The 20197-nt window shown below is 63.2% G+C and carries 20 protein-coding genes and 2 pseudogenes; 8 read left to right on the top strand and 14 right to left on the bottom strand.

Annotated elements, in window-relative coordinates; translation table 11 throughout:
• Together GJ631_RS05795 and GJ631_RS05800 are read left to right on the top strand one after the other, a co-directional pair.
• The gene (locus tag GJ631_RS05795; RefSeq protein ID WP_156708242.1) at positions 1-519 is read left to right on the top strand and encodes an Lrp/AsnC family transcriptional regulator; all 519 of its coding nucleotides are present in this window, start codon (positions 1-3) and stop codon (positions 517-519) included.
• 4 nt (positions 520-523) lie between these two features.
• Positions 524-703, top strand: a complete 180-nt coding sequence (locus tag GJ631_RS05800; RefSeq protein ID WP_156708243.1) for a hypothetical protein — start codon at positions 524-526, stop codon at positions 701-703.
• A gap of 3 nt (positions 704-706) precedes the next feature.
• Here the strand turns inward: GJ631_RS05800 and GJ631_RS05805 are convergent, their stop codons facing one another.
• Positions 707-1261 (bottom strand): DoxX family protein, encoded by a 555-nt coding sequence (locus GJ631_RS05805; protein ID WP_156708244.1) that lies wholly within the window; start codon positions 1259-1261, stop codon positions 707-709.
• A 610-nt stretch (positions 1262-1871) separates the two neighbouring features.
• Between GJ631_RS05805 and GJ631_RS05810 the strand changes: the two genes are divergently transcribed.
• A complete protein-coding gene (locus GJ631_RS05810; RefSeq protein ID WP_156708245.1) occupies positions 1872-2234 on the top strand; it encodes a CPBP family intramembrane glutamic endopeptidase in 363 nt (120 codons plus the stop codon).
• Between the two features lie 3 nt (positions 2235-2237).
• Here GJ631_RS05810 and GJ631_RS05815 read toward each other — a convergent pair whose 3' ends face one another.
• The 3 genes from GJ631_RS05815 to gatC form a co-directional block, all read right to left on the bottom strand.
• The gene (locus tag GJ631_RS05815) at positions 2238-2822 is read right to left on the bottom strand and encodes a metallophosphoesterase (protein WP_156708246.1); all 585 of its coding nucleotides are present in this window, start codon (positions 2820-2822) and stop codon (positions 2238-2240) included.
• Between the two features lie 70 nt (positions 2823-2892).
• Positions 2893-4161, bottom strand: coding sequence for an Asp-tRNA(Asn)/Glu-tRNA(Gln) amidotransferase subunit GatA (gatA, locus tag GJ631_RS05820; protein ID WP_156708247.1), 1269 nt, complete (start codon positions 4159-4161; stop codon positions 2893-2895).
• A complete protein-coding gene (gene gatC / locus GJ631_RS05825) occupies positions 4158-4427 on the bottom strand; it encodes an Asp-tRNA(Asn)/Glu-tRNA(Gln) amidotransferase subunit GatC (RefSeq protein ID WP_156708248.1) in 270 nt (89 codons plus the stop codon). Before gatC ends, gatA begins: the two co-directional genes overlap by 4 nt.
• A gap of 200 nt (positions 4428-4627) precedes the next feature.
• On the opposite strand from gatC, the pseudogene GJ631_RS05830 reads away from it, so the two are divergent.
• Both GJ631_RS05830 and GJ631_RS05835 read left to right on the top strand, forming a co-directional pair.
• Positions 4628-5603, top strand: a pseudogene (locus GJ631_RS05830) (transcription initiation factor IIB family protein).
• A gap of 59 nt (positions 5604-5662) precedes the next feature.
• Complete coding sequence (locus GJ631_RS05835) at positions 5663-6058, top strand: universal stress protein (RefSeq protein WP_156708249.1); 396 nt, start codon at positions 5663-5665, stop codon at positions 6056-6058.
• Between the two features lie 8 nt (positions 6059-6066).
• Here the strand turns inward: GJ631_RS05835 and GJ631_RS19435 are convergent.
• The 4 genes and pseudogenes from GJ631_RS19435 to GJ631_RS05855 form a co-directional block, all read right to left on the bottom strand.
• A pseudogene (locus GJ631_RS19435) lies at positions 6067-6535 on the bottom strand (type II toxin-antitoxin system VapC family toxin).
• Complete coding sequence (locus tag GJ631_RS05845; RefSeq protein ID WP_156708250.1) at positions 6528-6812, bottom strand: AbrB/MazE/SpoVT family DNA-binding domain-containing protein; 285 nt, start codon at positions 6810-6812, stop codon at positions 6528-6530. The pseudogene GJ631_RS19435 and the gene GJ631_RS05845 overlap by 8 nt, the downstream one beginning before the upstream one ends.
• 46 nt (positions 6813-6858) lie before the next feature.
• Complete coding sequence (locus GJ631_RS05850; RefSeq protein WP_156708251.1) at positions 6859-7926, bottom strand: asparagine synthase C-terminal domain-containing protein; 1068 nt, start codon at positions 7924-7926, stop codon at positions 6859-6861.
• The gene (locus tag GJ631_RS05855; protein WP_370518566.1) at positions 7926-8603 is read right to left on the bottom strand and encodes a PHP domain-containing protein; all 678 of its coding nucleotides are present in this window, start codon (positions 8601-8603) and stop codon (positions 7926-7928) included. Before GJ631_RS05855 ends, GJ631_RS05850 begins: the two co-directional genes overlap by 1 nt.
• 466 nt (positions 8604-9069) lie before the next feature.
• Between GJ631_RS05855 and GJ631_RS05860 the strand changes: the two genes are divergently transcribed.
• Entirely contained in the window at positions 9070-10464 is a 1395-nt protein-coding gene (locus GJ631_RS05860; RefSeq protein ID WP_156708252.1) for a permease, read from the top strand.
• A 433-nt stretch (positions 10465-10897) separates the two neighbouring features.
• On the top strand, positions 10898-11647 hold the full coding sequence (locus tag GJ631_RS05865) for a plastocyanin/azurin family copper-binding protein (RefSeq protein WP_156708253.1): 750 nt from the start codon (positions 10898-10900) through the stop codon (positions 11645-11647).
• A 6-nt stretch (positions 11648-11653) separates the two neighbouring features.
• On the opposite strand, the gene GJ631_RS05870 is transcribed toward GJ631_RS05865, so the two are convergent.
• The 3 genes from GJ631_RS05870 to GJ631_RS05880 all read right to left on the bottom strand — a co-directional run bounded on the left by GJ631_RS05870 (position 11654) and on the right by GJ631_RS05880 (position 16164).
• Positions 11654-12076 carry a hypothetical protein gene (locus GJ631_RS05870; protein ID WP_156708299.1) on the bottom strand — a complete coding sequence of 141 codons (423 nt, stop codon included), beginning with the start codon at positions 12074-12076 and terminating at the stop codon, positions 11654-11656.
• A 208-nt stretch (positions 12077-12284) separates the two neighbouring features.
• Positions 12285-14690: a DUF2309 domain-containing protein gene (locus tag GJ631_RS05875; RefSeq protein ID WP_156708254.1), complete on the bottom strand. Its 2406-nt coding sequence runs from the start codon at positions 14688-14690 to the stop codon at positions 12285-12287.
• A complete protein-coding gene (locus GJ631_RS05880; protein ID WP_156708255.1) occupies positions 14680-16164 on the bottom strand; it encodes a proton-conducting transporter membrane subunit in 1485 nt (494 codons plus the stop codon). Before GJ631_RS05880 ends, GJ631_RS05875 begins: the two co-directional genes overlap by 11 nt.
• 398 nt (positions 16165-16562) lie before the next feature.
• Here GJ631_RS05880 and GJ631_RS05885 point away from each other — a divergent pair, with 398 nt between their 5' ends.
• Positions 16563-17579, top strand: coding sequence for an amidohydrolase family protein (locus GJ631_RS05885; protein WP_156708256.1), 1017 nt, complete (start codon positions 16563-16565; stop codon positions 17577-17579).
• On the opposite strand, the gene GJ631_RS05890 is transcribed toward GJ631_RS05885, so the two are convergent.
• The 3 genes from GJ631_RS05890 to GJ631_RS05900 form a co-directional block, all read right to left on the bottom strand.
• Positions 17576-18049: an Lrp/AsnC family transcriptional regulator gene (locus GJ631_RS05890; RefSeq protein WP_156708257.1), complete on the bottom strand. Its 474-nt coding sequence runs from the start codon at positions 18047-18049 to the stop codon at positions 17576-17578. The two genes, GJ631_RS05885 and GJ631_RS05890, sit on opposite strands and share 4 nt — an antisense overlap.
• Positions 18050-18115: 66 nt before the next feature.
• Entirely contained in the window at positions 18116-18919 is an 804-nt protein-coding gene (locus GJ631_RS05895; protein WP_156708258.1) for an ABC transporter permease, read from the bottom strand.
• The gene (locus GJ631_RS05900; RefSeq protein ID WP_156708259.1) at positions 18916-20019 is read right to left on the bottom strand and encodes an ABC transporter ATP-binding protein; all 1104 of its coding nucleotides are present in this window, start codon (positions 20017-20019) and stop codon (positions 18916-18918) included. The genes GJ631_RS05895 and GJ631_RS05900 overlap by 4 nt, the downstream gene beginning before the upstream one ends.
• Positions 20020-20197 lie beyond the last annotated feature (178 nt).

Genomic DNA, 20197 nt, shown 5'->3' on the forward strand with positions numbered 1-20197 from the left:
ATGGAGCGCACATCGCCCGATTGGGAGTTCAAGGAACGCGACGTGTTGGTGCTTCGGGAGCTCTCGCGGGACCCACAGCTGTCCTCGCGGGACCTCGCGCGCATTCTCGACGAGAAGTACGGCATCGACGTCTCGCACGTCACCGTCTCGGAGTCGATTCGGGGGATGCGCGAGGAGGGCGTCTTCCGTGAGGCCATCATCCCCAACGAGGAGTACTTCCACTTCGCGCTGTTCGAGTTCAAGTTCAACCCCGAGAACTTCGCCGAGGAGTGGCGGTCGGCCATGGAGTTCATCCGCGACTCGCCGAACACGCTGTTTTACTTCCTCTCGGACGGGGAGTACCAGTGGAAGTCGGTTATGATGTTCCCGACCAGGGACGCCCAATCGCAGTGGATTCACGAGTTCTACAAGCGACACGGCGAGGCCGTCCACAACCTCCGCAACTCCGTCGTGACGAACGTGTTGAAGTTCCGCACCGACCCCGAGATACTCGAGAGCCTCCACGACGCCGACCGGTAGTCCGATGGACGACGACCCGTTCAGAATCGTCGGCCTCGTCGTCGCAGCCTTTGCCGTCGTCTTCGTCGCTATCCTGCTGTTGGTGCAGTTCGGCGGCAATGCCAGCGGCGTCGTGACGCTGCCGGCGTTTCTCGCGGTGCCGGTCGTCGCCGTCGGTATTTACTTGCTGGTCAAAAACCGATAGTCCCTAGCCGAGGATGTACGCCATCCACGGGTAGCGCTCGATGAGCGGTTGGCCGTCGACTTCGTACTGCTCGATGTAGGCGTCGAGGCCGAGAATTCGGCCGGCGCCGAAGGCGGCCACCGACAGGAAGACGAGCATGTACGCGAAGTCGCCGTTGATGTAGCCGTGACTGATGTCCCAGTTGCCGAGATAGAACATCAGCATCAACACCGCGCCCCAGAACGCCGCCAGCCGCGTCAGGCCGCCGACGATGAGTCCCAGCCCGATGAGGACCTCGCCCCACGGGACGGCGATGTTCGCGAACTCGACGAGCGCCGGGGTGTTGCCCATGGCAACGAACAGGTCCGCGACGGGGCTGCCGTTCGCCGGCGGCGCGTTCTGGAGATAGCCCGCGGCGTTGAAATCCCCCGCGAGAACCTTACTGGCGCCGCTCTGGAGGAACGCCACTCCCATCATCAATCGGAGTGCGAGAATGAACCAGACGCTGAGCGTGTGGAGCCGTCCCTCCGCGGTGAACCCAGCTATTGTGCTTCGAAGTTGTACTTCTTGTGATACCATACTAATCAGGTTTCAGACGCATCTGAGTTAAATATTGGTGCGATTGTTGCCTCTTTTTCCCCTGTCGCCGAGAAAAGTAGCAGCTAAATTGTACTTTTTGACGGTGGTTGGTCGGAACTGTACGCGTTCGATTGAAGAACGGGAAGCTTCCACCGGAGAGTGTGTGGGCTTTTCACCCCACCGACCCTACGGCCGGCAATGGCTCCACTCGATAGTTCGTCGGGTCCAATCGATGCGGTCGCCGGTCGGATTCCGTCGCCCGTACTTGCCGTCCTCACCGCCCTCCTCCTCGCTGGTTTGGGCCTCGGTGGTGGAAGTCTCATCGGGCTCGCCGTCGCGGAGGCGCTCGGCTCAGCCGGCATCGACCTCCCGCTGCTCGCGTCGACGGTCCTCTCGACGGTGTTGTTACAAGGGCTCACGTTCTTCGGCCTCTCGGCGGTGTATCTCCGGTATCGTGGTTTCGACCTCGAGTACGTCGGGGTCCGGACCCCGGACCTCGAAGGGTGGATTTACGTCGGCGCGGGGTACGTCCTCGCGTTCGTCACCGCCATCACGATGATTTTCGTCGTCGTGTTCCTGCTCGGGTTGACGCCCGCACAGAATCGGGCGGGTGAACTCGGTCAGCAGGACCCCCCCCCGAATCTTCCTCGTCCTCATCGTCCTCGCGTTCGTTCTCATCGGTCCCGGGGAGGAGTTGCTGTTCCGGGGTATCATCCAGAGCCGCCTTCGAGAGACGTTCTCGGCGCCCGTGGGTCTCGCCGTGGCGACGGCCATCTTCGCCGCCGCCCACGCGGGGTCGCTCAGCGGGCCCACCTCCGGCGTCGCGCTCACGATTACGCTGCTGTTCTTCCCCGGTCTCGTCTTCGCGATTACCTACGAGATGACCGACAACGTCGTCGTTCCGGCGATTATCCACGGGCTGTACAACGCGACGCTGTTCGCGTTGGCGTACGTCTCGACGGTCGCGGGGTGAGGGTTACGGCGAACCCTCCAGCAGTTCATCGGCGGCCGCTCGGTCGCGGACGAGTCGCCTGTCGCGTTCCGCACAGGCCTCCAACAGCCGCACGACCGATGGAAGCGCCACCGGTCGGTAGTCGAGTAACTCCGCAGAGACGTTGACGCGCTTCTCGTCGGCTCGGACGAAGGGGTACTCCTCCGGATGGTTGTTGTGGTGATGGCCGTGGAGTACCCACCCATCCCACCACTCCGGCGTGTCCTCCGGCCGATGAGTACAGTAGAAGCGGTAGTCGCCGGCTTCGAGCACGCAGGCGGAGACGACCGGGTAGTCGACGTTCTCGGGGTCCAGTGCGGCGTCGTGGTTTCCGCGGACGAGGACGGCGGATTCCGACAGTCGACCGAGCCACTCGCCGGTCTTCTCGCCGTCCCGCATCGCCATCGCCACGTCGCCGAGGTGATACAGCGTGTCGTCGGGGTCGACGGTCTCGTGAAACCGCGAGAGCAGCACGTCGTGCATCTCGCCGACCGACGTGAACGGGCGGTCGCAGTAGCCGATGATGTTGTCGTGGTCGAAGTGGTGGTCGGAAATCAGATAGCGCGTCATCGAATCCCCCGCCGAGCGGTTCGACGCGGGGAAAATAAGCCTTCCTCGGGCGTGTGAATCGATACCGTGGTCAGGCCAGCGCCGAGCCGGCGCGGATGAGCGTCTCCTCCTCGAAGGCCGGACCGACGAGCTGGAGGCCGACCGGCCCCTCGTCGGTTTCACCAGCGGGAACGGAGATTGCGGGGAGGTTCGCGAGGTTGACGGGGACGGTGTTGGCGTCGGCGAGGTACATCTGGAGGGGGTCGTCGAGGCTCTCGCCCATCTCGAACGGCGGGACGGGCATCGTCGGTGATGCCAACACGTCGACGGTCTCGAAGGCCTCGTCGAAGTCCTGTTTCACCCACGCGCGGGCGTCCTGGGCCTGCTTGTAGTACTTGTCGTGATACCCTGCGGAGAGGGCGTAGGTTCCGAGCAGGATGCGGCGTTTGACCTCCTCGCCGAAGCCCTCTTCGCGAGCGTTGGCGAAGGATTCGTTCCAGTTGCCCTCGTAGCCCCCCGATTTCCCGTAGCGGACGCCGTCGAAGCGCGCGAGGTTCGAGGATGCTTCCGACATGGCGATGACGTAGTACGCCTGGACGGCGGTTTCGACGGACGGAAGCGACACTTCCTCGGTCGTCGCGCCCTGCCCGCGGAGGTCATCGAGTGCCGCCTCGAAGGTCTCCCGAACGCTCTCGTCGGCGCCCTCCAGCAGTTCGGTGGGAACGCCAATGGTGAGACCGTCGACGTCGCCGTCGGCGGCGTCGGCGTAGTTCGAGTTCGCACCTTCCTCGCGGGTCGTTCCGTCGTTGGGGTCGGGCCCGGCGATGGCGTCGAGCACTGTGGCGGCGTCCTCGACGGTCGGTGCCAGCGGACCGATTTGTTCAAGCGAGTTGGCGTAGGCGACGAGTCCGTAGCGAGAGACGAGGCCGTAGGTCGGCTTGATGCCGACGACGCCACAGAAGGCGGCGGGACAGCGGACCGACCCACCGGTGTCGGAGCCGAGTGCGGCGTCGGCCTCGCCCGCAGCGACGGCCGCGGCAGAGCCACCCGAGGACCCACCCGGAACACGGCCCTCGGCGGCGGGGTTTTCCGTCGCTCCGAACGCCGAGGTCTCGGTGGTCGTCCCCATCCCGAACTCGTCCATGTTGGCCTTGCCGACGATGGTCGCACCGGCGGCTTTCAGTCGCTCGACGACGGTGGCGTCGTACGGTGGCACGTAGTCGTCGAGCATCGACGAGCCACAGGTGGTGCGGACGCCCTCGGTGGAGATGTTGTCCTTGACGGCGACGGTGACGCCGTCGAGGGGGCCGTCGTCGGTCGGTTCGATGGTCGCTTCGGTGATGAACGCGTTGTAGCTCATGAGACCTTCGGCCCCTTGAAGTAGCCGTCCTCGGTCTCGGGAGCGTTCTCCAGCGCCTCCTCCTGTGAGAGGCTCTCTCGGACCTCGTCGGGTCGCATCACGTTCGCCAACTCGGCCTCGCGTTCGACTTCGGGCACGTCGTCGAGCGCCTCGAAGTACTCGAGGATGTCGCCGAACTGCTCGACGAACAGTTCGACTTCCTCGTCGTCGAGGTCGACCCGGGCCAGCGAAGCGACGTGGCGGACCTCCTCGTCGTCGACAGTCATGTTCCCGAGTGGGCGTGGGATGTCACTAAGGGTTTCGAATGGTTCGCTCCCCGCACTCGCCGTGGCGACTGTCACAAGTGGGGGCGACGAAATCCCTAAAACCTCCGGAGAGACCGCCCGTGGCCCAAATGTTTAAGTTGTAGGCGCAGCAACACAATGTACGGCCGGTTCTTTCAGCAACTGCTGACTTCACACCCAAAATGACCGATTCCACCGTCAGACGCTTCCAGGAGGAGAACGCCCGCGACGAGAACGAACGGGAGGACGAGGAGGAAGACGAACTCGTCTGTCCGGAGTGTGGGGGGGCGACTCGAATCCGACACCGAACGCGGCGAGACAGTCTGCAGTGAGTGCGGACTGGTCGTCGAGGAGGACGAAATCGACCGCGGGCCGGAGTGGCGCGCCTTCGACTCCGCCGAGAAAGACGAGAAGTCCCGCGTCGGCGCGCCGACGACGAAGATGATGCACGACGAGGGGCTATCGACGAACATCGGCTGGCAGGACAAAGACGCCTACGGCAACTCCCTGTCGAGTCGTCAGCGCCAGAAGATGCAGCGCCTGCGGACGTGGAACGAGCGGTTCCGCACCCGTGACTCCAAGGAGCGCAACCTCAAGCAGGCACTCGGCGAAATCGACCGCATGGCCTCGGCGCTGGGCCTCCCCGAGAACGTCCGGGAGACCGCCTCCGTCATCTACCGGCGGGCCCTCGACGACGACCTTCTTCCGGGGCGGTCCATCGAGGGTGTTGCCACGGCGTCGCTGTACGCTGCCGCCCGACAGGCTGGGACGCCCCGCAGCCTCGACGAGGTGGCGAACGTCTCCCGCGTCGGGAAGGACGAAATCGCCCGCACTTACCGCTACGTCGCCCGCGAGCTGGGTCTCGAAATCGAACCCGCCGACCCGAAGAGCTACGTCCCGCGGTTCGCGAGCGACCTCGAGCTCTCCGATGAGGCCGAACGACGCGCGCGCCAACTGCTCGACAGTGCCCAAGAGGCCGGCATTCATTCCGGGAAGTCGCCGGTCGGCCTCGCTGCCGCCGCGGTGTACGCTGCCTCGCTTCTGACCAACGAGAAGGTCACCCAAAACGAGGTCAGCGAAGTGGCCGACATCTCGGAGGTCACCATCCGCAACCGGTATCACGAACTGCTCGAAGCCGAAGAGGAACTGCAATCCTGAAGCACTACTGACCGTTTTCGGGCGGAGTATAATGATGGAGGCCTTCGTAGGGCGACTGCATGACGGATATCCTACTCGCCGTCGACGACGACGAAGGCCGCGCACAGCTACAAGCCGAAGCGGTCGCTGACCTCGATTGGGCCGACGGCAGCACCACCGTGACCGTCGCTCACGTCTTCACCGACAACGTCGAAGGCGCCTCGATTAGCCAGTTCGCGCCGGCGCGCGTCGCCCGCGATATCCTCGAAGAGAACGGCATCGACGTGACGCTCGAAGAGAGCAGCGGCGACCCGGCCGACCAAATCATCACACTCGCCGAGGAATGGGGCGTTGACCTCGTCTGTGTCGCCGGCCGGAAGCGCTCGCCTGCCGGGAAGGCCGTCTTCGGCAGCGTCTCACAGAACGTGATGCTCGACAGTGATATTCCGGTACTGTTCTGTCCGTTCGAGGAGTAAGTCGCCTCTCAATTCTCTAAAAATCGGTTCAGTTCGCGGAACTCATCGGGTGAGAGAACGATTTCGGTTTCGAACTCGTCGAACTGTTCGAAGTCGTCGTCGATAGTCAACACGGTGTTGACTCCCTCCTCGATAGCGACCTGCGCGTAGTAGCCGTCCCAGCCGTCGATATTCCAGTTAGCTGCTTGCACAAAGCCCCCCCCGGAGGAGGGCTTCGGACATCTCATCGTACCAGTGAATCCGTTTCGCATCTAAAAAGTTGCTCAGCAGCCGCGATGCCTCCGCGGGCGACTGGCCGTAGTACGTCGTCATAACGGTGTGTGCTCCGAACAGAGCAGGATAGGGAACGACCGCATCGATGTCGCCTGTAATCGCTGCCCGTACGTACGAAAGCGCCGTATCGCGGACGGGGTTTTCGGTGTGAGCGAGCGCAATCACCCCTACATCGAACAAATAGGGACTACCTGCCTCACTCATCGCTGTCGCGTTCTGCTCCGTTTCGGACGGCCTCTCGGTGCTTTCTGGCAATTGGGTCCGTCTCTTGTTCGATTGGTGTCGTCTCTGTCTGCTCGGTGGCCGCTTCCGCGACCAGCTGTTCCATGCGTTCGATGACCTGTTCAGGGTCGTCTTCCGGCTCTACTACCACCTTCCCGTTCTCCTCACGAACGTCGACTTCGGTGCCCGGGGCGATACCGAGGCGCTCCCGTACCTCCTTTGGGAGGACGATTCTCCCCTTCGAATCCACCGTAGTCATGTTCCCACTTCGAGTGGGACGTGAATAAGGCTGTTGCCGAACCGACTCACTCGACGAGCGAGTCGATGTACTGTCCGACGTGGTCGTCCATCCGGCGCTTGAAGCCGGCCTGCCGGGCGAGACGGTCCAACTCCCGAGAGACGAGGCTACCGTACTGGACGGCCTTCTTCTCACGCGTCCGGACCGATTCCGGCAGGAAATCCGCAGCCGCTCTGAGCGCGACTTTCCGTTCCTCGTCGTCGACAAGGAGGTGGCCCGGAAGCCGAAGTGCGGCCGCCACGACGCGGTCGTCCAACAGCGGTGCGATGGGTTCGACGCCGGCCGCCCGGAGGGTCAACACGTCTCGCTCCAACTGCGCCGGTAGGGAGGCGACGACCTCCCGCGTTGCCCCCCGGACGGTATCGGCATCGACGCGGGGGTCCTCGGGTGCTTTCGCTACCTTCGCGTAGCCGCCGAACAGTTCGTCGGCACCTTGGCCGACTGCGAGGCGGTCGTGGCCATCGGCGGCGACGCGTTCGGCCACGAGATACAGCGGCAGCGCGATGGCGATATCCATCGGGTTCGACCGGCCGGTCGCGGCGACGAGTTCGGGGACCGCCCGTTCGAGGTCCGCGTGGTCGAACTCGACGACAGTGAGTTCGCGACCGAGCGCCTCTGCGGCCGACCGCGCCGCCTCGACGTCGTGACTTCCCTCGAAGCCGCCGACGTACAGCGGGCCGTCGAGTCGGTCGGCGAGTATCGCGGAATCGAGTCCACCCGAGAAGGCGATGGCTGGCGTCGAATCGATGGAATCGACCGACCCTGTCACCGCGGTTCGGACCTCACTCACCGCCCGCTCGTCGTCGGCGTAGGGGTCGGGATTCGGCAGCGTCCACACCTGCGTGTCGCCGTCGTCGTCACGCAGGTGACCCGCTGGGACTGGGTCGGGGTCGTCGAGGTCGGTCGGGTCGAACGACCACGTCGTGTGGTCGTCGGCCTCCGAAAACAGTGGATATCGGCCGAGCACGTCGCGGACGAGCGCGCCGTCGAGTTCGCCGGCGAAGCCTCGCGTTCCCGGCAGGGGGTCGCGAGCGTCGAGTGCGCGCTGGACGACGGCGGCGTCCGTGCCGTCCATCACCATGGCAGCATCGAGGCGACGCGTCGTTTCACGCCGCCGCCGAACTGCTGGATGCTGATGAACCATGGCGTCCGCTTGCCGACGACGCTCGTCCGGCCCTCGACGATGGCGTCGAGGATGCTGTCGACGCTCTGATGGTAGGCGTCGACCTCCGTGACGGCTTGCCCGACCATCTCGGCGATGTGAGCGTCGCTGCCGGCAGTCATCGGCAGGTCGTACTCGCGGGCGAACTGCTCGGCCTGGCGGTTCGAGCGCCCCGTAAACAGCCGCGAGTTGTACACCTCGATGGCGTCTGCCTCGGCGAGCTGTTCGCGGGTGATGTGTGGTGCGACGCCGTGTCTGGACTTCTGGAACGGATGGGGGACGACGGCGATACCCTCGGCATCGTGGATGCGGTCGAGTGTCTCGTCGAAGCTCTTGCCCGCTGGAATCAACTCCTCGACGCCCAACGCGAGGATGTGGCCGGCGGCGCTGGAGACCTCCATCCCCGGAATGCCGACGAGGTCGTACTCCTGGGCCTTGGCCGCGGCTTCGAGGGAGGCGTCGATTTCGTCGTGGTCGGTAATCGCGAGCGCATCGAGGCCCACGGCTTCGGCCTGCTCTAACAGTAACTCGATGGGGTCCCGCCCATCGTACGACAACTCGGAGTGTGAGTGGAGCTCGACCGACAGCACGGGCGGGGGTTGACGGGCGGGTGAGAAAAGAGCCTCGGTTACTGGTCTGTGAACCGGCCCCCGACGAGCGCATCGCTCGCGACCACTGAACGGTCCCGAAACAGTGGAATCCGGCCGGCACTACACCGCAGAGCGGGGGTCAGCAACAGCGCCTACAGCAGTGGAACACTTCGGCTCGGCCTCAACGACGGTGTCATCTACGCCTTCGGCATCACAATCGAACACGACTGGGTCGAGCAGTTGAAAATACGGGTCGGGAATCGGCGACCTACGGAACGGTGAAAGACAGCAGCCACCTAATTCACACAACACTGATGCGCAGCGGCTGAGCGACGTTTCCTGCGAGGGCGATTTGTAATACTTCGAAATCCGGACGTTTCAGTTCGCAAATCCATAGTGGAGATGCTCTCCGAAGCGTGGTATTCTAGGGGCAACTGCATTAGATGACCCCTCCGATGATACATCTATGCAGGCGACGGTATTCGATGGAGTCCTCGAAGCCCTCCGCATCGGGGTCGGATTCCTCTGGACGGCGGCATGGGCAATCATCATGGGCCTCACGGTTACGAGTCTCGTCCAGGTCTACGTCTCCAAGGAGCGAATGGCGCAGGTCCTCGGTGATGGCGACTTGGGCGGTCTCACCAAAGCGACCGTGTTCGGGGCGGCAAGCAGTGGGTGTAGTTTCGGTGCCGTCGCTATCGGGAAGGGTCTGTTCAAGAAAGGTGCTCACGCGGTGAACTTTCTGGCGTTCATGTTCGCGTCGACGAACCTCATCGTCGAACTCGGGTTGATGATTCTGATTCTGCTGGGCTGGGAGTTCCTCCTCGCCGAACTGCTCGGCGGCCTCATTCTCATTGCCGTCATGGCCGTCATCGTCCACCTTACGCTTCCCGAGAACCTCTTCGGTGAGGTCAGACAGACACTCAACGAACGCGACCGCGAGTCAGGTGTCACCGAGGACCCGACGTGCGGGATGGAAGGCAAAAAGGAGTACACGCTCACGACTGACGGGGGTGAAACGCTGCAGTTCTGCTCGGAAGGCTGTATGGAGACCTATCTCCAGGAGACATCGAGCAGCGGCGGGTGGCGCGACGAACTGCTGTCGTGGGGTGGCTGGTACAAGGTCGCAAACCAGTATCGCAAGGAGTGGTCGATGATTTGGAAGGACGTCATCGCGGGCTTTCTCATCTCCGGGTTCGTTATCGTCTTCGTCCCACAGTGGGTCTGGAACACCCTGTTCATTCAGGGCGACGGCCTGCTCGTGACCGCCGAGAACGCGATTATGGGTGTCGCCATCGCCGTCATCAGCTTCGTCGGCAGTATGGGCAACGTCCCCTTCGCCGTTGCGCTGTGGGGTGGCGGAATCAGCTTCGCTGGCGTCATCGCGTTCGTCTACGCCGACCTCATCACGATTCCCGTGTTGAACGTCTACCGGAAGTACTACGGCTGGAAAATCATGCTGTACATCCTCGGCGTCTTCTTCGTGACGATGGCGTTCACCGGCTTTCTCATGGAGTTGCTGTTCGACGCACTCGGTATCGTTCCCGATTTGGCCGGTGGGGAGACGGCGACCGAACAGACGTACTTCGAACTCAACTACACGTTCTACCTCAACCTCATCGCCTTCGGACTCTCCGGGTTTCTCCTGTACGTGTACCGCCGTGGCCTCGGTGCGCCCGGCCAGTACCGCGACCCCGTCTGTGGAATGCGGACCGACGACGATGGGCCGAGCGCGTCTCACGAGGGAACGACGTACTACTTCTGCTCTAGTGCCTGCAAGCGACGGTTCGAGGAGAATCCGACGGCGTTTGCCGGTCAAAGCCCACAGGTGACTACCCACGACCATGACCACGACCAATGAATGCGAATCGGAACCCACTCTGGGGATATCGTGATTTCAGGTGCTACCATCGCGATTGACACGCCGGTCGCGCCCAAAACGACCGTCTGAGCAGTCAGGGCTCTCGACCTATCGGTTCTCCGCGAGCGCGACGCCCGCGGCGACCTCACCGACGAAGAATCGAAGCCCGACGCGAGAAGTTCCAGCGATGGGAGTGAGCACCGCTTGGCCCACTGAGGACCTTCCTGGATAGATTATCAACAAACGAGGGGTGACAAATAGAGACACCTGGTCGGAAGCGGCCTTGGAATCAAAGAAACAACCCCCATCTTAGCCTCTGATTGTGAGTAGTAATGGGGATAAAAAGCAAGCACGTAGTGTTTACTATGTTGGGAATCACCCTTTCGCGCCGATACGACGTGTCGCTACCCACTGCTAAAACGACTCACCCACCATGACACACCACAGTCGACGACAGTTCCTGGGCCTCGTCGGTGCCGGCGCTGTCGCCAGCACGGGCTTCGCTCAACCAGCGGACGCACAGGAGACGCCCGTCGTGGAGATGGGGAACAACTACTTCGACCCAATCGGTCTGCGAGTCGATCCCGGAACGACCGTCCGATTTGAACTTGCGGCCGGGGCACATTCCGCCACGGCGTACCCGAATCGCATTCCGGACGGCGCATCCGCCTTCGACAGCGAGACGATTTCGCAGGGAAGTTTCGAACACACGTTCGAAACGCCGGGGACGTACGATTACTACTGCATCCCCCACAAGTCGATTGGCATGGTCGGACGAATCGTCGTTGGTACGCCTGGTGGGCCGGCGGAGGAGAGTCCGATTCCGGATGGAGAGGTCCCCGCAAGTGAGACGATTGTCGAGCAGGGAGCGGTGCCCTACGGCTCGAGCAGCGATGGAAGCGGACCTACTGGCGGTGGCATGATGCGACAGGGCGACCACGGGATGATGAACGGCCGCAATGACGGCGGAATCGGGGGCATTCCCTTCGTTGGCGGGGCGCTCGGAGTGCTGGGTGTTCTCGGCGGCGCACTCTACTGGCTTGGAAACCGAAGCAGCACTCCCTCGAAAACCCACGATTCGGCGAGAGAAGTCCTCCAGAACCGTTATGAGAGAGGGGAAATCGATGAAGAGGAGTATAATCGTCGCCGCAAGCGGCTAGATGCCACTGATGAGGTGGAGTAACTGGAATCACTCCTCGCGTTTGCCGTACGTTTCCTCACCCCACCCATAGTCGGACGCCTCGTCGTTCCGTTCGAGGTAGTCCTCCAGTATCTCCTGTACCGCTCGGCCGAGGTCCGTTAACTCACCGTTAATCATTGAAACCGTGCTCGAATCGAGCGACACGGTCGCGTCTTGCTCCCGCCAGTCGTCCGAAATCGTTGGGGCGTCGAACCGAAGGCGGTCTTCGGTCGGGTCCCAGTAAAAGTCGAACGCTTGGAACAGGCCGAGGTCGCTGATAATTCGAACGTGCTCTTCATCGAGATTCGTGTACTCGGCCCACTCGTTGAATCCCTCCTTCCATGCACCCATTTGGAGCAAATCTTCGATGTCCTCGCGGTAGAAGTCCTCCGATCCGAGCGTCTCTTCTTGCCACTCGAACTCGCGTGGCATTCCTCGGTTGGACAGGTCTGGTGGTTCCGGGACCTCTATATCGAGCGCCATACCAGTGGTTTCACTGGCAACACAATAAAGCCCATAGCGGTTCCCAACGAGACGCCTCTCCAAGGGACACCTTGTTCCGACCACCGGAATCAGATACCGATAGCGACCGATTCCCGGGGCCGTTCCGTTCGGCCCCAGTTTCGTCCCGAGGCCACCGTTAGTCGTCCGCGACGGCGGCAGCGTTCGGCATCTCCGAGGGGGCTTCGGGCTGTTCGGCCATCGGCATCCACTCCAAATCCTCCTCGTAGTGGAAGGCGCGGTGATTCTGCGTCGGGTCGACGACCGTCAGCGAGAGCCAGTCGTTGTCCAGCAGTTCGGTCAACTCCTCGTTGGCGGCCAAGACGCCGGTAACGCGCTCGACCGGCGCGTGGACGACCGTCGAGAGGCGAAGCGGCTGGTGGTACGGTTCGTCGTCGGCGGCCATCACCGATTGGAGCGGAAGCCCGGTCATCAAATCACCGCCATTGCCCTGATAGACGCCGACGTTCCCGACTGGGTTGTGGGTCACTTTCGACCCACTCCCGTACACCGAATTGTCGACCGTCGAGAAGTAGTACTGGGTGTTGATCCACTGTGTGACGACCATCGGGCCGGTGAGAATCGCTTCGAGCGCCTCACCGTCGGGGTCGGTCGACCAGTCGTAGGAGTGGAGGAAGGCGCGGCCGTCGAGGTCGAGGTCGCTCGTCAGTTCGCGGGGGCCGATGACGAAGCCGGCGTTGCCGGCCAGTCCCCACTCGGGGCGCGTTTCGGCCCAGTCGGCGGCACGACGCTCCACCTCACTGACTGACATCGAGCCGTCGGCGCCCATCGACTCGGTGCGCTCGGCGGTCGCGCTCTCGCGGGCGGTGGCGAGGTCCGCACGCAACTGCTCGATGTCGTCCACGTGGCTCTCGGGGACGCCGTCGGCGAACAGTTCCACTTCGTCGGTCGTCGTGTTGTGTTCGCCGGCGAGGAAGACGGTGTCGTCGGGGATGTCGAAGCCGCGTTCGCAAAGCGCCGTCTTGACTTCGGCGTCGTTACAAATCGCCGCGAGGACGCGGGCGTTCGGCCCCCCGGGGTTGCCGGCGCAGGCCCCACAGTCCAGACTCGAGTCGTAGGGGTTGTTGGTCGTCTCGCCGGCGTGGCCGGTGAAAACGACGAGTCGGCTGAACTCTTCCCAGCCCATCAACTCGAAGGCTGTCGCGGCGTATTCGACTTTCTCCTCGTGGGTCAGTCCGACCGGGAGGTCTCCGGCGTAGGTGTGCTGGTGGTGGACGATTTGGTCACAGAACTCGTGGCTGTCGGGTGCAGCGCCGTCGGTGGTTTCGAGCAGGTCGTAGACGCGGCCGGGGACGAGCGTGCGGGCTGCAAGCGCCAGTCCGTATCCACTTCCGGCGCTTTCGACGAAGCCGAACGCGGTGGCTGGGTTCGTCTTCAACGTCTCGATGACTTCGCTGGTGGCCTCGCGGAGACGCGACCAGCGGTCGTGAGTCGCCTGGGTGTCCCCATCGGCCGGAATCTCGGTGATGTGGTGCTGGGAATCGAGGATGGGGGGACAGGCATCGACCGACACCTCGGAATCGTATCCCTGGTACTCCATCGGAATGCCGAAGAAGCCAGCGTAGCCGTGGGTCTCGTAATCGCCAGTCGCTTCGATGTGACGGCGGATAATCTCGGAACGCGTATCGATACAGAACACCAGTTGTGCGTCCGGGCGGCCGGAGGGGCCGCTGTCGGCGAGGGCCTCGCTCTCGGTGGCGACGCTCTCGACGACTTCGGTGCGGTAACTCGCCTCCCACGCACTCAGGAACGCTTCGGCGAGTTCGTCGGCTGGCTCGACCTCGGCGCGGTCGGGGCCGGTCGAGGGCCCGACACTAACACCGAACGCCTCCAGCAGCGCGAGACGAACCGCGAGATACCCTTCGAGCGTGATGGGGTGTGTGGACTGCCACGCGCCGTCGTCGGCAACGCGTTGTTTGAGAAAGCCACTCCACCCGGGGAGTGCGGCGAACTGCTCCTCGAAGATGGGCACCCACTGGCTCTCGGGGTACGGCTCTAACAGGGTCTCGATGGCTTCGAGCGGTGACTCCGGAAGGTCGGCGACGACACCGTCGTCGGGTATCTGTCCGTCGTATGCGGCCACCGAACGGAAGGCGCTGTAGAACCCGTCCTCGCGGTTCGGCATCGGCCACTGTGCCTGCCCTTCGTCGAGGAACGCCGACAGCCACTTCGTCAGCACGTGGTCGACCCGCTCGGTGTCGGTGTTCGGAGGCTCCGTCTCGACGCTGGTGTCCATCCGCTCCAGCAGGGTCTCGGGGTCTTCCTCGTAGCCGCGCTCGGCCAGTTCCGACGCGAGTATCTCGCGGTCGATTTGGCCGTCGTCGAGGGCCGCCTGGAACGTCTCCGGGCTTGGATACCCGCGGCCGCCCAGCAGGTCCGCAGCCTGGGTGACGGCCTCGCTGAACGGGATGTCCTCGAACCCCGAGAGTGGGTTGGCCGTCACGAAGGAGTGAATCGGCCAGACCGACCCGACGGTGGTCGCTGCTTTGTCGATGCTGTCCTCGATAGTGTGTTCAGTATTCATTGTAATCCTCCGTGGCGGTCAGCACGGTGCTGGAAGTGGGTTGACTCGTATTCAACAACGTGACGTAGAGGCGCTGGCTGCGCTCGTGGACGCCGGTCTCGATGGCGACGTAGACGGCGAGGAAGACGACGGCGACGAGCGCGTGGAGCACGCTCAGTTCGGTCGGGGCCGAGACGAGCGGAAGCCCCGAGAGGACACTCGAGATAGCCATGTAGACGAGTGCGTAGACGGCGATGGCCGGGATGAACACCAGCGGGACCGCGCCGTAGCGAGCCGTCGCCGACAGAGCGGTGTGCTGGACGGCGCTGCGGGCCGCGTGCAGCGTCGTGAGCACGACGAACAACACGAGCAGCAGTCCGCTGTCGACGCTCGTGCCCTTCCCCGTGAGGAGGGCGAACAATCCACCACCTACGAGCCCGGTCACCAAGACGACGGCTGTGCCTGCGACGTTCATCCCGGTGGAGTCACGCTCAGTCGGGCTGGTGTGTTCGACCTGTCCGCCCGAACTGAGGAAGTGATACGCCTTGTAGAAGCCGTGCAGGATGAGGTGGGTGATGGCGGCGCCGAAGAAGCCGAGACCGGCCTGCATAATCATGAAGCCCATCTGTCCGACCGTCGAGCAGCCCAGTTCGCTCTTGACGTCCGACTGGACGGCCTTGAGCAACTTTCCGAGCAGGGCACTCGCCGCGCCGATGGCCACGATACCGAGCATGAGTGTGGTGTCGACGGTGACGACTGGTGCGAAACGGGCCAACAGGATGCCGCCCGCGTTGACGAACCCGGCGTGCATAAGCGCCGAGGCGGGCGTCGGAGCGGTCATCGAGGAGAGGAGCCAGCCGTGAAACGGGACGAGAGCGGACTGAATCATCGCCGCGAGGACGAGTGCGGCCGCGGCGACGAGCCACACCGGCCCACCGAGGCTGTCGGCGGCCGCGGCGATACCGGAGGCCGTCGTCGCACCGGTCGCCCACCACAGCGCAGACAGTGCGACGCCGAGGAGCGCGCTGCTGGCGAGGAAGTACTTGCGGGCGACGCTCGCGGCGGCCTGGGCCTGCTTCCAACCGTCGACGGTGCCGACGAGTCTCGCCATCAGCAGGCCCATCGTCAGCCAGAGCAGCCAGAACAGCCCGAGGTGGTCGGCCGCGACGAGGCCTCCCACGGCAACCGTGAAACCGAACATGGTGAGGAAGAAGTCGGTCTCGTGGGCGCTCCCAGCCATGTAGCGGCGGGAGTAGCTGTGGACGATGCCGCTGAAGAAGGTGACTACCACCCACATGAGAACGGTCAGGCCGTCGATGGCGACCACGCCGGGAATCTCCCAGGTCCCACCGAATCGGATTCGGGCGATGAGGACGGCGACACTCGCGGCGAACAGCGACCACACGAGCCACGTTAGTGCAGCGGACACGGACGGCGATTCAACCGTCGTGTCCGGGAGCGCTCCAACCGTCGATTCTGAGGTGCGTCCTGACATCATTCAGCTCGTCGTACGACCTACTCCGGCACTCGAGAGGTGCTAGAGTCCGTTTTTGGTCGTCTCTGTCCAAGAGAAGAACAGTTTGACTATTAAATCTATCTATATTCACGAACTGTTCGTAAATCAGTAATTATAGAACATTATGGTTTGCAGAATTTGCGGTAACATTGCCATAGTGGGGGGTCCCATCGTTCGTACACGTAGCCGCCCACGAGACCATCGAGACGGTGTCCAAGCACCTCCGAACAGCCGCTCCATCGGTGCACTTTCCTCGAACCCCGGACCAGTCCGGAGCCGCTCTCATAACAGATTCGAACTCAAACCGGGAAAAATTACTTCAGCGTTCGATATTCTGGTTTGGAAAACCATATCGGTATCAGATTCGGAGTGCCGACATGGAAGAACTCACAGGGACCGTCCTCGTCGGGGAGTCGTTCGAGCCGATTCGAGGACGTGTCGTCGTCGAGGACGGTCGGATAGCGACTGTCGAGGAGACAGAAACGGCATCGACCGACATCATCTGTCCAGCGTTCGTCAACGCGCACACGCATCTGGGGGATTCCGTCGCGAAAGAAGCGGCTGTTGGGCTCTCCCTCGAGGAGGCCGTGGCACCGCCCGACAGCCTGAAACACCGACGCCTGAACGCGGCCGACCGCTCCGAACTCGTGTCGGCGATGCGGCGCACGCTCCGATTCATGCAGCGAACCGGCACCGCCTCCTGTCTCGATTTCCGGGAGTTCGGGACTGCCGGGGCACGCGCACTTCGGGAGGCAGCAGCGCCCCTCGACATCGACCCGTTCATCTTCGGGAGTGACGACGAATCCGTCCTCGACGTTGCCGATGGCTACGGCGCCTCCGGTGCGAACGACAACGATTTCACCGAACAGCGTGCCGCCTGCGAGCGACGCGACCGTCCCTTCGCGATTCACGCCGGCGAACCGGATGCGACCGACATCTACCCGGCGCTCGATTTGGAACCGAACTTGCTCGTCCACATGGTACACGCCGAAGGCGAGCATCTGGAACGAGTCGCAGACCAGTCGGTTCCGATTGCGGTCTGTCCGCGCGCGAACACCGTTCTCGACGTTGGAACGCCGCCAATACGGGAGTTACTCGACCACACGACAGTCGCCCTCGGGACCGACAACGTGATGTTGAATCCCCCGTCGATGCTCCGGGAGATGGCCTACACGGCGAAACGCTTCGACGTGACTGCTCGAGAAGCGTTACGGATGGCCACCACGGCCGGTGCTGAGATTGCCGGTCTCGACTGCGGTGTCATCGCCCCCGGACGGCCGGGGGCGCTCGTCGTCTTCGATGGCGACTCGGATAATCTGGCCGGCTCGGTCGACCCGGTATCTGCCGTCGTCCGGCGGGCGACCGAACTGGACATCAAACAGACCCTGATTTAATCGTCGTTCTTGGAATCGAACTTGCCGAACGGCGTCGTCTCGTGGGTCCGCACGAGTACCTCGTCGGCGACGGTGAGACCCATATCGAGGAGTTCCTGTGCCACGGGCGTGATGTCACTGTCCGACTCGCCGACGGCAGTTACGAGGAGGTTCTGTTCACCGGTGACCAACTCCTGGACCGATATGACGCCGTCGATGTCCAGGATGTCGGGGACGATTTCACCACGCTCGGGTATCGAAGCGGTGCAGTAGAGCAACATCCTGAGCGGATAGCCGGATTTCCCATAATCGACGCTGGCGCTGTAGCCCTTGATTATCCCGTCGGATTCCAGACGCTGGATGCGCTTACGGACCGTACTGTCCGAGGTACCGGTCCGCTCTGCGATGTCTCCGGACGACATGTTTCGTGCGTCCTCCTGTAATGCGTACAGAATCGCTCTGTCGACGTCGTCGATGTCCTCCTCGGCCATACCCCTTATCCACGACAAAGACACTTACCTTTGTACCTTGCTCGGGGGCTTCATCCCCCGACGAACTCAGTAGTCCCCGAGGACGCCAAGCCGTCGTGCACGCCGCGTCGACGCCTGGAACACTGCGTAGCCGAGGCCGAGGTAGCCGACAGCGACCGCCACCAGCAGCGCCACGTCGGCCGGCGGGAACTCCCAGAGTCGGACGCCATCGACCATCGTCCGCTGGAGGAGGTCGCTTCCGTGTGCCAGCGGTAGTACCTTCAGCCACGGCACTCCCAGAGCAGGTGCCGAAATCAGCACGACGAAGCCGAACTGCAGCAGATTCAGCCAGTTACCGATTCGTTTGTACAGGACGGTGATGCCACCGGCCGCAAAGCCCAATCCCAGCACCGAGAGGATGCTGAGCGACGCGACGACGACGATGGTTCCGACGTGTAACTCGAGTCGAGTCCCGGTAATCAGCAACATCGCCCCGAGAATAATCGACGAGATGAGGAACGTCCGCACCACCTTTGCGGCGCCCTTCAGCAACGCGACGGGTGCGAACCCGAACGGGGTCATCACGTGGCGTTCGAGCGTCCCCCACTGGACCTCACTGCCGATGTCGTTCGATATCGACGAGTAGGCACCGACCGACAGCGTCCACAGGAAGTAGCCGACGATGATACCTTCGATGGAGTCGGTGAGCGCCTGTCCTGCGAGCATCCGCCCGCCGTAGAACAGCACCCCGAAGAAGAACAGCGAGATGACGATACCCCCGATAGCGTTGGCCGGATACCGGACGAACAGCAGGAACTCCCGGTAGAGGACGGCGCGTGCGAGGTGGTAGTAGCCCGCTTTTTGTGGTCCGGAGGCTTCGTCTGCGCTCATCGGTCCTCCTCCCGGGTCAGGCCGACGAAGATATCTTCGAGGTCGGGTTCGACCGTCCGGATTCGCTCCGGTGTCACGCCGGCTCTCGATAGCACATCCATCAGTGCGTACAGGTCGTCACCGGCCGCCACGACCTCGATTCGCGCTCCCCGCTCTAACTCCTCGATGTCGGTGATGTCGAACCGCTCCCGGATGGCCGCTATCGCGTCACTGTCGAGGTCCGAACTCTCGACGACGACTGTCCCGCTGGCGGCACCGCGGAGCAGCGAGTCAACGGAATCGTCGGCGATGATACGACCCTCGGACATGACGAGCACCCGGTCACAGACCGTTTCGATAACGCCCATGTCGTGGCTGCTGATGAGAACGGTCAAACCTTCCTCCTCGGCGAGCCGTCGCAGCTCGCGCTGGAGCGTCCGGGAACTCTCGACGTCGAGTCCGAGCGTCGGTTCGTCGAGGAAGACGACCTCGGCGCCACCGGCCAGCACGCTCGCCAGCGAGACTTTCTGTTTCATGCCCCGCGAGAGCTTCCGGACGGGCGTGTCGGCCCACTCGGCCAAATCGAGCCGTTCGAGCAGGCGGTCGTGGCGGTCGGTAACCGAATCGGGGTCGACGCCGCTCACCGTCGCGAAGTATCGAAGGTTCTCGCGGACGGTCAGCCGCCAGTAGTCGTTTCGTGCTCCCTCCAGCATCGCGTCGACGTTCGCGTACGCCGCCTTCGGTCGCTCGGCAACGTCGACACCGGCTATCCGAACCGAGCCCTCGTCCGGAACGACCATCCCGAGAACTGATTTGATGAGCGTCGTCTTCCCGGCACCGTTGGGCCCGAGCAGCCCGACGACCGACCCGGCTTCGACCTCGAAACTCACGTCGTCGACCGCCAGCACCGAGTCGGTCCCCGTGCCGAAGCGTTTCGTCAACCCCTCGACCGCGATTGCTGTCTCTCGTGATACCGCTCGTTCCGAAACCCCGTTCCTGGAGTCAGTTCCCGTCGGAAACTCCTCGGTCTCCGCAACCGCAGCATCTGCCGACCGCGGGGGCTGGCCGTTCCGGTCTGCCGTCCGGTGGCGTTCGCCGCCGGTCCCGTCCGGCTTTGTCATTGCTCCCCGTAGGAGTGCCAGTCGGATAACCCGGTCGGCACAGGCCGCCTTCGCCGGAGCGACCGTCGCCGCGAACGTTGGGATGCCGACGAGAATACGCAGGCTTTGGCTACCGGTAACGATTAGCGATAGCGTTCGGCCGGAATACACGAACGTGCACATGAAAAGCGATTTATCC

Origin of the sequence: Natronomonas sp. CBA1123, assembly GCF_009741925.1 — an archaeon.
Lineage (GTDB): Archaea > Halobacteriota > Halobacteria > Halobacteriales > Haloarculaceae > Natronomonas.